The organism is Dactylosporangium sucinum (assembly GCF_014647515.1).
Taxonomy (GTDB): Bacteria; Actinomycetota; Actinomycetes; order Mycobacteriales; family Micromonosporaceae; genus Dactylosporangium; species Dactylosporangium sucinum.
On sequence record NZ_BMPI01000007.1, the window covers coordinates 155,369 to 169,609 of the forward strand.

At 74.1% G+C, this 14,241-nt stretch carries 14 protein-coding genes; 1 reads left to right on the plus strand and 13 read right to left on the minus strand.

Annotated features, from left to right (window positions below; genetic code table 11):
* Window positions 1-10: 10 nt before the first annotated feature.
* Genes tsaD through tsaB form a run of 3 tightly spaced genes read right to left on the minus strand, consistent with a single transcriptional unit; the run spans window position 11 to window position 2,158 of the window.
* Window positions 11-1,057, minus strand: a complete 1,047-nt coding sequence (gene tsaD / locus IEZ31_RS09210; RefSeq protein ID WP_190249338.1) for a tRNA (adenosine(37)-N6)-threonylcarbamoyltransferase complex transferase subunit TsaD — start codon at window positions 1,055-1,057, stop codon at window positions 11-13.
* Window positions 1,044-1,496, minus strand: a complete 453-nt coding sequence (gene rimI / locus IEZ31_RS09215) for a ribosomal protein S18-alanine N-acetyltransferase (protein WP_190249339.1) — start codon at window positions 1,494-1,496, stop codon at window positions 1,044-1,046. Before rimI ends, tsaD begins: the two co-directional genes overlap by 14 nt.
* Window positions 1,493-2,158: a tRNA (adenosine(37)-N6)-threonylcarbamoyltransferase complex dimerization subunit type 1 TsaB gene (gene tsaB, locus IEZ31_RS09220; protein ID WP_190249340.1), complete on the minus strand. Its 666-nt coding sequence runs from the start codon at window positions 2,156-2,158 to the stop codon at window positions 1,493-1,495. The genes rimI and tsaB overlap by 4 nt, the downstream gene beginning before the upstream one ends.
* Before the next feature lie 120 nt (window positions 2,159-2,278).
* On the opposite strand from tsaB, the gene IEZ31_RS09225 reads away from it, so the two are divergent.
* Window positions 2,279-4,342 (plus strand): Hsp70 family protein, encoded by a 2,064-nt coding sequence (locus tag IEZ31_RS09225; protein WP_190249341.1) that lies wholly within the window; start codon window positions 2,279-2,281, stop codon window positions 4,340-4,342.
* Here the strand turns inward: IEZ31_RS09225 and IEZ31_RS09230 are convergent.
* From IEZ31_RS09230 to IEZ31_RS59350, 10 genes are all read right to left on the minus strand, one after another.
* Complete coding sequence (locus tag IEZ31_RS09230) at window positions 4,339-4,977, minus strand: RloB family protein (protein WP_190249342.1); 639 nt, start codon at window positions 4,975-4,977, stop codon at window positions 4,339-4,341. The genes IEZ31_RS09225 and IEZ31_RS09230 overlap by 4 nt on opposite strands.
* A complete protein-coding gene (locus IEZ31_RS09235) occupies window positions 4,977-6,176 on the minus strand; it encodes an AAA family ATPase (RefSeq protein WP_190249343.1) in 1,200 nt (399 codons plus the stop codon). The genes IEZ31_RS09230 and IEZ31_RS09235 overlap by 1 nt, the downstream gene beginning before the upstream one ends.
* Before the next feature lie 89 nt (window positions 6,177-6,265).
* The gene (locus IEZ31_RS09240) at window positions 6,266-6,859 is read right to left on the minus strand and encodes a WD40 repeat domain-containing protein (protein ID WP_190249344.1); all 594 of its coding nucleotides are present in this window, start codon (window positions 6,857-6,859) and stop codon (window positions 6,266-6,268) included.
* A 53-nt stretch (window positions 6,860-6,912) separates the two neighbouring features.
* Window positions 6,913-7,371, minus strand: coding sequence for a tRNA (adenosine(37)-N6)-threonylcarbamoyltransferase complex ATPase subunit type 1 TsaE (gene tsaE, locus IEZ31_RS09245; protein WP_190249345.1), 459 nt, complete (start codon window positions 7,369-7,371; stop codon window positions 6,913-6,915).
* On the minus strand, window positions 7,368-8,441 hold the full coding sequence (locus tag IEZ31_RS09250; protein WP_190249346.1) for an alpha/beta fold hydrolase: 1,074 nt from the start codon (window positions 8,439-8,441) through the stop codon (window positions 7,368-7,370). Before IEZ31_RS09250 ends, tsaE begins: the two co-directional genes overlap by 4 nt.
* Window positions 8,438-9,562, minus strand: coding sequence for an alanine racemase (gene alr, locus IEZ31_RS09255; RefSeq protein WP_190249347.1), 1,125 nt, complete (start codon window positions 9,560-9,562; stop codon window positions 8,438-8,440). Before alr ends, IEZ31_RS09250 begins: the two co-directional genes overlap by 4 nt.
* A gap of 105 nt (window positions 9,563-9,667) precedes the next feature.
* Complete coding sequence (locus IEZ31_RS09260; RefSeq protein WP_190249348.1) at window positions 9,668-11,098, minus strand: NAD(P)H-hydrate dehydratase; 1,431 nt, start codon at window positions 11,096-11,098, stop codon at window positions 9,668-9,670.
* 466 nt (window positions 11,099-11,564) lie between these two features.
* Entirely contained in the window at window positions 11,565-11,960 is a 396-nt protein-coding gene (locus IEZ31_RS09265; protein ID WP_190249349.1) for a holo-ACP synthase, read from the minus strand.
* A 132-nt stretch (window positions 11,961-12,092) separates the two neighbouring features.
* On the minus strand, window positions 12,093-13,958 hold the full coding sequence (gene glmS, locus IEZ31_RS09270; RefSeq protein WP_190249350.1) for a glutamine--fructose-6-phosphate transaminase (isomerizing): 1,866 nt from the start codon (window positions 13,956-13,958) through the stop codon (window positions 12,093-12,095).
* A gap of 147 nt (window positions 13,959-14,105) precedes the next feature.
* Window positions 14,106-14,241 (minus strand): SDR family oxidoreductase (locus IEZ31_RS59350; RefSeq protein ID WP_373294550.1); only part of this gene is annotated, 136 nt, incomplete at its 5' end.

Consider the following 14,241-nt stretch of genomic DNA (forward strand, 5'->3'; position numbering starts at 1 on the left):
GCGCAGGACTCTACGCCGTCACCGCCGTGACCGGCATCGCGGAGTCGGACGGGAGACCCAGGTTGCCCGGCGCGGCACCGGACGCGACCAGGTGCGAGCCGAGCGCGGCCACCATCGCGCCGTTGTCGGTGCACAGCTTCGGGCGCGGGACGCGCAGGGCGATCCCGTACTTGTCGCAGCGCTCCTGGGCGAGCGAGCGGATGCGCGAGTTGGCCGCCACCCCGCCGCCGATCACGAGCGTCTCGATGCCGTGCTCCCGGCAGGCGTCGACGGCCTTGGCGGTGAGCACGTCGCAGACCGCCTCCTGGAAGCTGGCGGCGACGTCGTTGAGCGGGACCGGCTCGCCGGCCCGCTGGCGGGCCTCGACCCAGCGGGCCACGGCCGTCTTGAGGCCGGAGAACGAGAAGTCGAAGCGGTGCTCGGCCAGGTCGCGGGCGGCGGTGAGGCCGCGCGGGAACGGGATGACGACCTGCCCCTCGCGGGCGGCCCGGTCGATCGGCGGCCCGCCCGGGAACGGCAGCCCGAGCAGCCGCGCCACCTTGTCGAACGCCTCGCCGGCCGCGTCGTCGATGGTCGCGCCCAGCGGGACGACCCCGCCGGCGAGGTCGTCGACCCGCAGCAGCGACGAGTGGCCGCCGGAGACGAGCAGCGCGATCGCCGGCTCGGGCAGGGCGCCGTGCTCCAGCGTGTCGACGGCGACGTGGGCGGCGAGGTGGTTGACGCCGTAGATCGGCTTGCCGGCGGCGAGCGCGTACGCCTTCGCGGCGGCCACCCCGACGAGCAGCGCACCGGCCAGCCCGGGGCCGGCGGTGACGGCGACGGCGTCCACGTCGGCGAGCGTGATGCCGGCCGTGTCGAGCGCCCGCTGTACCGTCGGGACCATCGCCTCGAAGTGCGCCCGGCTGGCCACCTCGGGCACCACGCCGCCGAACCGGGCGTGCTCGTCGACGCTCGACGCGATCTCGTCGGCGAGCAGGGTGTGCCCGCGCACGATCCCGACGCCGGTCTCGTCGCACGACGTCTCGATGCCCAGGACCAGGGGCTCAGTCGTCTTCACGCATCATCACCAGTGCATCCGTGTTGCTGGGCTGGTAGTAGCCGCGGCGGATGCCGACGGCCTCGAAGCCGTAACCGGCGTAGAGCTTCTGGGCGGGCGCGTTGTCGACCGCCACCTCGAGCAGCACCTTCCGCGCGCCGCGGGCCCGCGCCTCGGCGAGCAGCGCCTCCAGCAGGCGCCGGCCGACGCCGCGCCGCTGCGCGTCCCCGCGCACGCCGATGTTCTGGACCCACGCCTCGTCGGGCGGGCTGAGGGCGAGGCCGGCGTAGCCGACGATCCGGCCGCCGCCGAGGGCGACCAGGTAGTGGTGGCCGGCCGCCAGCTCGTTCCAGAACATGGCGGCGGACCAGCGCTCCTCGCCGAACAGCTCGTCCTCGATCGGCAGCAGCTCCTCGATGTGGAACCAGCGCAGCTCGCCGAGCTCGACCGGGGCCGTCACCGCAGCGCCGGCTTCCGTTCGCCGGGGAGCACGGCGTCGGGGCGGCGCAGGTACAGCGGGATCAGCGGCTCCCCGGGCGCCTTGGCGCGGACCCGGTCGGCGGCCAGCTCCGCGAGGGCGGTCGCGACCGGGTAGCGCGGCCCCTCAAGCAGGCGGGAGTGCGGGCGGGCGAGCACCGCGGCGTACTGCTCGGCGCCGGCACCGGCGACGCGCTCGATCCCGTCGAGGGACACCGCGTCGGGCCGGGCGACCTCCGGCCCGCCGACGCGGACCCCGTCGGCGTAGACCGCCCAGTAGATCTCCTTGCGGCGGGCGTCGGTGGCGACCAGCACCCGGCCGGGCAGCCCGCGGCCGATGCCGTCGAGCGAGCACACGCCGTGGACGGGGACGCCGACGGCGTGGCCGAGCGCGGCGGCGGTGACCAGGCCGGCGCGCAGCCCGGTGAACGGCCCGGGCCCGGTCCCGGTCACGATCGCGGCCAGGTCGCCGGGTGCCACGCCACCCTCGGCCAGCACGGCGGTGATCTGCGGCGCGAGCAGCTCCCCGGCGCCGCGCGCGTCGACGGTGACCCGCTCCGCGAGCAGGGTCACGTCGTCGTCGCCGACCCGGACTAGCGCCGCGGTCACCGCGGGGGTCGCCGTGTCCACCACCATCACCAGCACGGCCCAACTCTAGACCGCGCCGCAGATGGCGCTACGTCGCCACCACGATCAGTTAACGCCGTGGCAACGAGGCGGTCGTACCATCGGCCGACATCTCGCGTAGGCGTCAGGAGCATTCGGATGACCGAGCCGATCCTGGTCGTGGACATGGGGTCCTGGGCCGTGTCCGCCGCTGTCCTCACGCATGATCAGCTGCACCCGGTGCGGGAGCCGGTCACCGGCGGCCTCCGCTGGCCGGGCGGCGCGACCCTGCAGACCGGCGTCGGCCGGCCCCGGCTGCTCGTCGGCGGCGCCGCCGAGCACGCCCGCGACCAGCAGCCCCGCCAGTACGTCGACGGCGTGCGCCGGGCGGTCGACGCGAACGCGCCGATCTGGCTCGGCGACCAGCTGCTCAACGCGGCCGAGCTGGTCAGTGCCGCGCTCGACGCGGTGGTCGAGGAGGCCCGCCGGATCCACGGGCCGATCGGGCGGGTCGTCATGACGGTGCCCACGGGGTACCGCACGCACGACCCCCGCCGCGAGGTCCTCGTCGCCGCCGCGTCCGTGTCCGGCTACCCCGACGTCGAGCTCGTCGGCGACGCGACCGCGGCGGTGCTCGACCCGATGACCCTGCTGGAGGTCCCCGACGGCAGCTACGTGCTGGTCTGCGACCTGGGCGCGACCTGGTCGGCGACGCTCACCCAGATCCAGCGCGGCCAGCCGGTGCCGCTGAGCCAGGAGAGCTCCGGCAGCGGCCGCGACCTCGACGTGGTGCTCGCCGCCGACCTGCGGGCGACGCTGTCGGAGTGGGTCGAGCCGGCGTTCGCGGCCGGCGGCGACACCAGCGTCCGGGCCAGCTTCCACGCGCTGGACATCGTGCGGCAGCTCAAGCACCGCCTCGCGGAGCTGCCGGAGGCGGCCGAGGCGATCGAACCGGGGATTCCGCAGTACCGCCTGGACCGCCGCCTCCTCGACCAGCTCACGGAGCCGGCCATGCGCTGGCTGGTGGCGAGCTGCCGGGCGGTCATCGCCCGCGCGGGCATCGTGCCGTCCGACGTGACCACGGTGCTCCTCGTCGGCGGCCATGCGCACCTGCCGAACGTCGGCCCCGTCCTGCACAACGGCCTCGGCCGGCCGGTCACCCGGCCCGCGGACCCGGAGCTGGCGGTGCTGCGCGGCACCGCCGCCTGGACCCGCGCCCGCACCGACCGGGCCGTGCCGGCCGAGCCGCCCCAGTGGCGGGTCGAGCCGCTCGCCTGGACCGTCCCCGGCGGCCGCGGCCGGCTGGTCCGCTGGCTGGTCAAGGAGGGCGAGGGCTACGGACCGGGGGCCCCGCTGGCCCAGGTCCGCACGGCCGACGACCGCGTCTACGAGCTGACCGCCGGCCGCACCGAGGGCGTCCTGCTGGAGCAGCGCACCCCGGTCGGCAACATGGTCGTCTCGGGCGCGATCGCCGCGCACGTGCGGATCGAGCCGACGACCGAGCGGTACCAGCTGGCCAAGCGCCACCACCTGCGGGTCGCCGGCGACTGGCTGCTGCTCCCCGACCGCCGGATGATCGTCGAGTCGTCCCGCACCGGCGAGTACGTGAAGGTCCGCGCGATCGACACCGGCGCCCTCGTCGCCGAGCTGCGCCCCGGCCGCGGCACCGCCCGCGGCCAGGTGGCGTTCGGCCCCGGCCAGCAGCTGGCCCTGGTCACCTGGGACACGGCCGGCCACTTCGCCGTCTGGGACGTCCTGTCGGGCCGGATGACGAGCAGCTTCTCCGACGGCCACCGCCCCGACGCGGTCATGGTGAACGAGGCCGAGTGGCGCCTGGTGGCCACCGGCGAGGGCGCGGCGACGGTCGGCCGCTACCGCCGCGACGTGGCCACCGTGTGGGACCTGTCGACGGGCAACCGCCTCGACAAGGTCGTGGGCGAGGACCTCCCGCGCCGCTTCACGGGCTACTCCGGCTCGAGCCGCGCGGACGCGTTCGCCGCCGAGATGTCCAGCCCGGACGGCCGCCTGCGCGCGGCCGCCCAGCCGGGCACGCTGACGGTCCGCGACCTGGAGACGGAGACGGAGGTCTTCCGCACCGACCTCCCCCCGGCCACGCACGTGAGCACGGCGTTCTGCGCCGCGGGCCGCCACCTGCTGGCCCGCGGCACCGACGACGACGGCGCCTGGCTGGACGTGTGGGAGATCCTGGAGTCCGCCGCCTAGCTAGCGGACGGCAGCACGGCCGCGATGAGCCGGTGCATGCCGGACGACGGGTTGTCGTCCGGGCAGCGGCTGCCGTTCTGTTCATGGAACCGCTCGAGAGCGCCCGCCCGCCGGGCCGCGTCGTGCCGGCGTGGCATGTACACCGCCCCGTCGAGGCCCTTGTCCGCCTGCCCGTCGTGCGCCCGCCGCAGCCGCCGTGCCTCGGCGTTGTCGAGAAACCCGCCGTGGTCGCGGAAGTGCAGGGCCAGCCAGAGCTCGAAGCACGGGTTCGACACGGCCAGGTTGATGCCGTTGCGGGCGGCGAGGTCCGCTGCCTGCGCGAGGCCCGGATGGTGCGTCGGCCACTCGACGTCGTAGACGCACCAGAACTCGTCGATCTCGCCCTCCTCGGCGATGGAGCGCTTGCGCGCCTCGACGGCCATGCGCACGAGTGTCAGCGGGACCGCGCCACCGCCGATGTGTTCGATGCGGATGTCGACCGCCGCCGCGTCGCGGACGTCCGGCTCGCGGCGCAGGGCGTCCAGGTACTCGGGCTCGGTGCGCTGGCCCTCGCAGAAGATCGCGACGGTCTTGCGCGGGCGGCGGGTCGCGACCTTGCGGCGCAGCGAGGTCGGGGGCTGGCGGTTGCGGGCCATCAGGCCACCTCGGCGGCCAGGCCGAGGGCCCTTCGCAGGAGATGCTGGTCGAGCTCCGGGACCGCGCCGAACCGGCCCTGGAGGTAGGCCCGCTCCAGGTTGACGGAGCGGCGCACGCGCTCGCCGCCGTACTCGGCCAGGGCGGTGAGCCGGGTGGCCGCGTCGGGGCCCTTCTCGGTCAGCCAGACCTCGTCGCGGTTGAGGTGCCCGAGCAGGCTGGTGTCGTGGGTGGTGAAGACCAGCTGGGCGCCCGCCGGGTTGGTCTCGGGGTCCTGGAAGAGCTCGACGAGCTTGGCGGACAGGCGGGAGTGCAGGCCGGCGTCGATCTCGTCGAGCAGCAGCAGGCGGCCGTTGCGCAACGCCTGGACCACCGAGCCGATGAGTGCGTACCAGTTCCGGGTGCCCTGCGACTCGTCCTCCAGCGTGAACGGCACCTCCTGGTCCGCGACCCGGTGCACGAACCGCACCTCGTTGGGCGTCGCCGAGGTGTCCAGCCGCAGGTCGTCGATGCCGAGGTCGGCGAAGCGCAGCAGGTCGAGGACGACGCCGGGCCCGTCGCCGCCGGCGAGCACCAGCTCCTCGGTCGGGACCAGGCCGTCGTTCCCGACGATCCGCCGGCCGCGCAGGCCGAGCACTCGCGTGCCGGCCAGCGCCCGGCCGAACGCCCGCACCTCGGGCTCGTCGAACCGCATCGCCGCCGACAGCGCAAGGGTCGTGGGGGTCAGCAACTCCCGCGTGCCCGAGATCGACCCGAGGCCGCGACGGAACGAGATGGTGCCGCCCTCCCGCTCGAACAGCGCCCGGCGCAACTTCTTCGGATAGCCGTAGAGCCCCTCGAACAGCACCGCAGAGTCGTCGAGCTCCACCTGGTAGGCATGCCGGACGCCGTGCACCATGAGATCGATCTCGTACCGCGACGAGCGGGACGGTCCGCCGGCGAACCGGAACGGCTCGCGGGGGATGACGTCCTCCCACGACCGCAACGACAGGGCCACGAACGTGGACAGCCACGCCAGCGCCGCGAGCACGTTGGACTTGCCCGACGCGTTGGCGCCGTAGATGCCGCCCACCGTCAGCACCCGCTCGTTGAGCAGCTCGAACCCCCGGGCGGCGGGCCGGTCCTCGTCGACCGCGATCATTGACAGCTCCACCGGGCCGTCGATCGACCGGTGGTTCTCGGCCAGGAACCGGAGCAGCATGAGACGCACCTCCGCGTCGAGCGAGCACGGCAAGGCCACTCTACGTCAAACTTCGACGAAAATCGGCCTTGCCGTGCGCCCCAACCGCGCTAGCGGTGGCCCAGGATGGTTCGGCCCGGGTGATCGGGGGCGCCCGCGGTGGTCGAGATGGTCTGGCGGAGGATGGCCGTCGGGGACAGGACCCGGACCTCGCCGGGCACGGCCAGGAGCAGGTCGGTCGGGGACGACCAGCACAGGGAGTACATCGCGGGGCGGGGCTCGGGCAGGCCGCCCGTCGTGGCGCCCGTCCTCGTGTCCGTGATGCGCCAGTCGGTGACCACGTAGCGGCCGTCCGGGGACCAGGCGCACGCGTCCTCGGCCCCGCCGCGCACCGGGACGGTCCGGACCAGGTGGCCGTCCTCGGCGGAGAGCAGGGACAGGCCGTCGCCGTCCGGGGACGGGAGCGCCAGCTCCTTGCCGCCGGGGGTCCAGGCCGCGGCGCAGCCGCCGTTGACGCAGTGGTGGGCGGCCGGGTCGAGCGGGAGGACGCGGGACTCGACGCGGCCGGACCGCACCTCGTACAGCGTGAGGCGGCCGATCGAGGGGTCCGAGTGCAGCAGCGTGCGGCCGTCCGGGGACCAGGTGAGGTGCCGCGGGCCGCCACGAACTCGCTGAACTCGCGCTCGGCTGCCTTGTCCATCCATCGCCTCCGCCATCTACGACGCGCGGAGGGGTGGGCCGCCTTGCACGCTTGCTGCTACAGATCCGCGGTGCGCCGCTCCCAGTCGCCGCCGCGCGGGATCAGCGCGACCACCCGCGAGTCGTCGTCGCGGCGGTCGAGGCGGACCTCCAGGTGCTCGTCGCTGAGCCGCTCGACGAGGCCCTCGCCCCACTCGACCAGCGTGACCGAGTCCTCCAGGGTCGCGTCGAGGTCGAGCGCGTCGACCTCGCCCAGCGGGTCCTTCACGTCGCCGAGCCGGTAGGCGTCGACGTGGACCATCGGGATGCGACCGCCGCGGTGGACGCGGGCGATCACGAACGTCGGGGAGGTGACGTCGCCGCTGACCCGCAGGCCGGCGCCGACGCCCTGGGCGAGCGCCGTCTTGCCGGCGCCCAGCGGGCCGGTCAGGACGACGAGGTCGCCGGGCCGCAGTACCTCGGCGAGCGCCCGACCGAACGCGCGCGTGTCGTCCACAGTGGACAGGATTCGGCTCACTGGTCCAGCACCTTCGTCAAGAACGTGTCCATGGCGTCGTTGACCTCCTCGGCGTGCTCGAGCAGCACGACGTGGCCGCCGTCGGCGACCTCGACCAGCTCCGCCTCCGGCAGCACAGACGCTATCTCGCGGGTGTGCGCGATCGGCGTCAACACGTCGCGGTCGCCGCAGACGAGCAGCACCGGCACCCGCCGCAGCGGGCCCAGCACCAGCAGGCGCGCGTGCGTGTAGAGGGTGCGGAGGTACCGCGCGATCACGTCGGTCGACGTGGTCGAGTTCATCTTCTCGACGTACGACACCAGGGCCGGGCTGGGGCGCTGGGTGCCGAACCCGTACCGCCGGGTCAGCAGCCAGGCCAGGTCGGTCGACGCCTTGCGGGCCCGGTCGACGACGGCCGAGCTGATCGGGCCGGCGAACCCGACGATCGGCATCAGCGGCCGGCGGAACCGGGCCACGATCTCGGGCAGGCCGAAGTTGACGGTGTCGAGCTTGCCGGCCGACGTCGAGATCAGGACGCAGGCCTCGACCCGGTTCTCGAACAGCTCCGGCACCTGCTCGGCCAGCGCCATGATCGTCATGCCGCCCATCGAGTGGCCGACGAGCACGACCTGGCCGATCGGCACGGTCGCCTGCAGCACGGCGCGCAGGCCGGCGCCGAGCGCGTCCAGCGAGTACTCGCCCTTGGCCAGGCGGCCCGAGCGGCCGTGGCCGGGCTGGTCGTAGAAGACCATGCGGTACTTGCCTTCGAACGCCTTGCGCTGGAAGTGGAACGTGCCCATGTCGAGGCAGAAGCCGTGGACGAACACCAGCGTGGGACCGTCATCGGGTCCGTCCACCACCTCGACGTGCAGGTCGATGCCGTCGTCGGAGGTGACGGTCAGCTCCTCGTCGAAGTCCCAGACGCCGAACTCCTCGTCGGCGTAGGGGTCCTCGGCCTTCTTGGAGCGGCTGACGAGGTACCGCTCGGTGGCCACCCCGGCGGCGACCCCCGCGGCGGCGAGACCGACGATCGCGCCGATGATCCCCGCCGTGCGCCGCCGGCTGCCCTTGGCGACTTCGACATCCGTCATGTCCGCTCCCCTACGTAGATCCGCGGCGTCCGCTCGCTCCCCATCCGCGTCACGATCTCGTAGTTGATGGTGTCGCAGGCCAGGGCCCAGTCGTCGGCGGTCGGCTCGCCCGCGGCGCCCGCGCCGAACAGGACGGCCTCGTCGCCGGCGCGGACCTCGTCGTCGCCGCAGTCGACCACCACCTGGTCCATGCACACCCGCCCGACGATCCGCCGGACCTTGCCGGCGAGCCAGACCGGCCCGCGGCTGCTCGCGGCGCGCGGGACGCCGTCGCCGTACCCCAGCGGGACCAGCGCCAGGGTGGTGTCCTTCAAGGTCTTGTACGTGTGGCCGTAGGAGACGCCGGCGCCGACGGGCACGGCCTTCACCAGGGCGACGCGGGCGTGGACGCTCATGGCGGCCTTGAGACGCGTCGCCTGGCCGGGGATCGGCGAGAGCCCGTAGGTCGACAGGCCGACCCGAACCAGGTCGAAGTGGGTCTCGGGCAGCGTCAGCGTGGCCGCGGAGTTGGCCAGGTGACGCAGCTGCGGCCGGATGCCGTGCCGCTCGGCGACCTCGAGCGCGTCGTGGAACTCGGCGAGCTGCCGGGCGATCGACGGGTGGCCGGGCTCGTCGGCGCAGGCGAGGTGGCTCCAGACGGCCCTGACCTCGGCGTAGCCGTCGCCCTCGGCCTTGGCGGCCCGCTCCAGCAGGGCCGGCCAGTCCTTCTGGGCGGCGCCGTTGCGGGACAGGCCGGTGTCGATCTTCAGGTGTACCTTGGCGGCTTTCTTGACTTTCCTGGCGCTTTGCGTGATCTCGCGCAGGGTGTCGGTCGAGGCGGCGGAGAGGTCGACGTCCCGCTCGATCGCCTCGTGGAGCGGCCGGTCCGGGCTGTGCAGCCAGGCGAGCACGGGCGCGGTGACACCGGCGTCGCGGAGGGTGAGCGCCTCGTCGACGGTGGCGACGCCGAGCCAGTCGGTGCCGGCCTGCACGGCGGCGCGGGCGACGGGCAGCATGCCGTGCCCGTATGCGTCGGCCTTGACGACGGTCATCAGCCGCGTGCCGGGCGCGAGAAGGTCACGCAGCGTCGCTACGTTGTGCCGGATCGCGTCGAGATCGACCCGGACCTGCGCCTGCCACATCCCCCTAGCGTAAGTGGTCCCTGGCTGAAGTCGATCAGTGTGCTCTCATGTTTCGAGGTTGGTCGATGCCGCTCGGGGCGCGGCGGCCCGACGGCCGCCGCCGGCTCAGAACAGGGAGCGGACCGCCGGACGGAGATGGGCGGCGACGTCCGCCGCCGTCACGGGGCCTTCCGCGGCGGCCCGCCGGCCGGCCAGGCCGTGGACGAAGGCGGCCGCGATCGCGGCGTGCTCGGCGGGCAGGCCGGCGGCCAGGAGCGACCCGAGCAGGCCGGCGAGGACGTCGCCGGTGCCGCCGGTGGCGAGGGCCCCGGTGCCGGTCGGGTTGACGTAGACGCGGCCGTCGGGGGTGGCGACGATGGTGCGGTCGCCTTTCAGCAGTACCACCGAGTCCATGCGCTCGGCGAGGTGCACGGCGGCCGCCACCCGGTCGTCGCCGGGGGCGCCACCGGCGAGCCGCTGGAACTCGCCGTCGTGCGGCGTCACGACGGTCGGGGCGTCGCGGTCGCGCAGCCAGTCGGCCATCCGCGCGTCGACCAGGAGGGTCAGCGCGTCGGCGTCGAGGATGGCGGGGACGGGGGCGCCGAGGACGGTGCGCAGCTCGGCGTACGAGCGCTCGTCGGTGCCGAGGCCGCTGCCGCACGCCCACGCCTGCACGCGGCCGGCGTCGGGCACGCGGTCGGTGGAGATGACCGTCGGGTGGTGGCTGCGGACCTGGTCGGCGGCGCTGCCGGCGTACCGGACGAGGCCGGCCGGGCCGGCGAGGGCGCCGGCGACGGAGAGCACGGCGGCGCCGGGGTACCGGTCGGAGCCGGTGGCGATGCCGACGACGCCGCGGGAGTACTTGTTGTCGTTCGCCGACGGCCGCGGCCACCAGGCGGCGACGTCGTCGGCGTCGGGGAGGTACAGCGCGGGGTCGCCGTCGAGGTACGGCCCGAGGCCGATGTCGACGAGCTCGACGAGTCCGCTGTGGACGGCGCCGGCCCCGACGAGCAGCCCGGGCTTGAGCGCGCCGAACGTGACGGTGATGTCGGCGTGGATCGCCATCCCGGCGACGGCCCCGGTGTCGGCGTCGACCCCGGACGGCACGTCGACGGCGATGACGGGCGCGCCGCGCAGGGCGCTGGACACCTCGGCGACCCGGCTGGCGGCCGGCTCCCGCAGCCCGCCCCGCCCGCCGATCCCGAGGATCCCGTCGACGACGAGGTCCACGGCTCGGGGCACGTCGCGGGTGACGACACCGCCGGCCTGCCGCAGGGCGGCGGCCCCGCCCTGGTGGACGCGCTCGGGGTCGAGCAGGAGCGCCGACACCCCGGCGCCGCGGCGGGCGAGCCGGGCCCCGGCGTACAGCGCGTCCCCGCCGTTGTTGCCGGGCCCGACGAGCAGCAGGACCCGGCTGCCGTAGACCCGCGGCAGGGTCTCGGCACACCGCCGCGCCAGCCCGGCGGCGGCGCGCTGCATGAGCGCACCCGCGGGGAGGACTTTCATGAGGGCCTCTTCGGCCACTCGAACCTGGGCGACGCGCCAGGCAGCTCTCACGCTGGACTCCCTGTGTCGACGGTGCTCACGCTGCTCTTCCCACGCTGGGCGGCCTCAAGCTGGGCATTCTGACGCTCGCGCGCCGGCTGGACCTGCGGTCGGCGCTGGAGCCCTCCGGCCGGGCGGCGCTGGGGTCTTCCGGCTGGGCGACGCCGGGCGGCGCCGGGGCCTTCCGGCCGGACGGCGCCGGTCGGCGCTGGGGCACTCCGCCCAAAGGCGACCGTCGGCGCTGGGGTCCTCCGCCCAGGACAGGGCCGGTCGGTGCTTCGATCCGAGCCGGGCGCCCCGCCCCGGCCACGCCGACCATGGGCTCCTGGTCCCGGCCGACCACTGGCTTCCCGTCCCGGCCCGCACAACCCCGGCCCGCGCAACCCCGGCCCGGCTGCATCGCCCGGGGGACTCTCCAGACCCCGCGGCAACCGCCACGCGGCGCCCGCCGGGCTCCCGACTCGCGCCGACCCCCAGCTCACGTCCGGCTCCCCGCGTCCTCCGGCAGGCGCTCGGCGACGACCATCGCCGAAGCGATCCCCCCGTCGTGCGACAGCGACAGGTGCCACCGCGAGATGCCCCGCTCCGCGGCGGCCGAGGCCACCGAGCCGGTGACGGTCAGCCACGGCCGGCCGTCCGCGTCGGTGACGATCTCGCAGTCGTGCCAGTGCAGGCCGGCCGGGGCGCCGAGGGCCTTCGCCACGGCCTCCTTGGCCGCGAAGCGGGCCGCGAGCGACTCGGCCGAGCGCGGGTTGCCGGAGGACGTCGTCCGCTCGGCGCCGGTGAACAGGCGCTCGGCGAGCAGCGGCGTGCGCTCCAGCGCCCGGCCGAACCGCTCGACGAGGACGACGTCCATCCCGACGGACACGATCACAGGCATACCCTGCCATACCGCGTTCCGCCACCACGTCGCTGCGGACACGTTTGCCAATCAACGTACCCCGCCCGGCCAAATCGCCCGATCGCCCCGTTACGCACCGTGCCCGACACGCGGAGAGTCAGGCAGCTACTCGACCGTCACCGACTTTGCCAGGTTGCGGGGCTGGTCGACGTCGTGGCCCCGGGCCGACGCGATCTCGCACGCCAGCACCTGCAGCGGAACCGTCGTCACCAGCGGTGCGAGGAGCGTCGGGGTGACCGGCACGTAGAACAGGTGGTCGGCGTACGGCGCCACCGCCGTGTCGCCCTCCTCGGCGATCACGATCGTGCGGGCGCCCCGGGCGCGGACCTCCTGGATGTTGGAGACGACCTTGTCGTGCAGGACGCCCCGGCCGCGCGGCGACGGGACGACGCACACGACCGGCGTGCCGTGGTCGATGAGCGCGATCGGCCCGTGCTTGAGCTCGCCGGCCGCGAAGCCCTCGGCGTGCATGTACGCGAGCTCCTTGAGCTTGAGCGCGCCTTCGAGGGCGACCGGGTACGAGACGTGCCGGCCGATGAACAGCACGCTCTTGGCCTCGGCCAGCTCCCGTGCCAGCAGGCGGATCGGCTCCATCATGTCGAGCACCTGCTCGACCTTGCCCGGCATCTCCTGCAGCTGGGCGACGACGGCGGCGACCTCGTCCGCGTACTTCACCCCGCGCACCTGCGCGAGGTGCAGGCCGACGAGGTAGCAGGCGACGAGCTGGGTGAGGAAGGCCTTGGTGGACGCGACCGCGATCTCGGGGCCGGCGTGGGTGTAGAGGACGGCGTCGGACTCGCGCGGGATGGTGGAGCCGTTGGTGTTGCAGATCGCGAGGACGCGCGCCTTCTGTTCCTTGGCGTGGCGCAGCGCCATGAGGGTGTCCATGGTCTCGCCCGACTGGGAGATCGCGACGACGAGCGTGGAGCGGTCGAGGACCGGGTCGCGGTACCGGAACTCGCTGGCCAGCTCGACCTCGCACGGGATGCGGGTCCAGTGCTCGATGGCGTACTTGGCGACCATGCCCGAGTGGTATGCGGTGCCGCAGGCGACGATGAACACCTTGTCGACGTCGCGCAGGTCCTGGTCGGTGAGGCGGACCTCGTCGAGCATCAGGTCGCCGTGCTCGTTGAGCCGGCCGAGGAGGGTCTCCGCGACGGCGTGGGGCTGCTCGGCGATCTCCTTGAGCATGAAGTACTCGTAGCCGCTCTTCTCGGCGGCGGAGGCGTCCCAGTCGATGTGGAACGGGCGGCCCTCGGCAGCCGCACCGTGGAAGTCGGTGATGACGATGTCGTCGGCGCTGATCAGGACGACCTGGTCCTGCCCGAGCTCGACGGCCTCGCGGGTGTGCTCGATGAACGCGGAGACGTCACTGGCGAGATAGTTCTCGCCGGTACCGCGGCCGACCACGAGCGGCGAGTTGCGCCGGGCGCCGACGACGACGCCGGGGGCCTGCACGTCGACGGCGAGCAGGGTGAACGCGCCTTCGAGGCGCCGGCAGACGGCGCGCATGGCCTCGGCGAGGCGAGCCCCGGGGGTGTCCCCGACGGCCGTCTGCAGCTCGATCGCCAGCAGGTGGGCGGCGCACTCGGTGTCGGTGTCGGACGCGAACTCGATGCCGCTCGCCTCGAGCTCGGCGCGCAGCTTGGCGAAGTTCTCGATGATGCCGTTGTGGATGACCGCGACCCGACCGTCGGCCGAGCGGTGGGGGTGGGCGTTGCGGTCGGTGGGGCCGCCGTGGGTGGCCCAGCGGGTGTGCCCGATGCCGGTGGTGCCGGCGCTGAGGCCGGCCTCGTCCTGGAGTGCCTTCTCGAGGTTGGCGAGCTTGCCCGCCCGTTTGGCGGTGAAGAGCCCGCCGTCGACGATCGCGACCCCGGCCGAGTCGTAGCCGCGGTACTCCAGCCGCCGCAGTCCGTCCAGAACGATGTTCAGGGCCGGGCGCGCGCCGGCATACCCCACGATTCCGCACATGACGAGTACCGTAGCAGAAGTTCGAGCAGCGCCCGTGCTCGAAACTGTCGTCATTGCGCACAGTGTCTGCGCACAAACGGGTGACACGAGACGTGGTAGGGAAACTGGCGCCATAGGCCCGGTTTCCCTACCGTCGGAGCCGCGGGATCAGGCCAGTGACGAGCGGATCTGGGCGCCGCCGTCCACGACCAGCGTCTGCCCCGTCATCCAGCGCGACGCCGGCCCGGCCAGGAAGGTGATCACGTCCGCGACGTCGTCCGGCTCGCCGATGCGGCGCAGCGGC

What these genes read in the sequence shown, in the direction of transcription:
- IEZ31_RS09225 (WP_190249341.1), top strand. Translation starts at nt 2,279, where the DNA reads ATGACCGAGCCGATCCTGGTCGTGGACATGGGGTCCTGGGCCGTGTCC.
- IEZ31_RS09230 (WP_190249342.1), bottom strand. Translation starts at nt 4,977, where the DNA reads ATGGCCCGCAACCGCCAGCCCCCGACCTCGCTGCGCCGCAAGGTCGCG.
- IEZ31_RS09235 (WP_190249343.1), bottom strand. Translation starts at nt 6,176, where the DNA reads ATGCTGCTCCGGTTCCTGGCCGAGAACCACCGGTCGATCGACGGCCCG.
- IEZ31_RS09240 (WP_190249344.1), bottom strand. Translation starts at nt 6,859, where the DNA reads ATGGATGGACAAGGCAGCCGAGCGCGAGTTCAGCGAGTTCGTGGCGGC.
- IEZ31_RS09250 (WP_190249346.1), bottom strand. Translation starts at nt 8,441, where the DNA reads ATGACGGATGTCGAAGTCGCCAAGGGCAGCCGGCGGCGCACGGCGGGG.
- alr (WP_190249347.1), bottom strand. Translation starts at nt 9,562, where the DNA reads ATGTGGCAGGCGCAGGTCCGGGTCGATCTCGACGCGATCCGGCACAAC.
- glmS (WP_190249350.1), bottom strand. Translation starts at nt 13,958, where the DNA reads ATGTGCGGAATCGTGGGGTATGCCGGCGCGCGCCCGGCCCTGAACATC.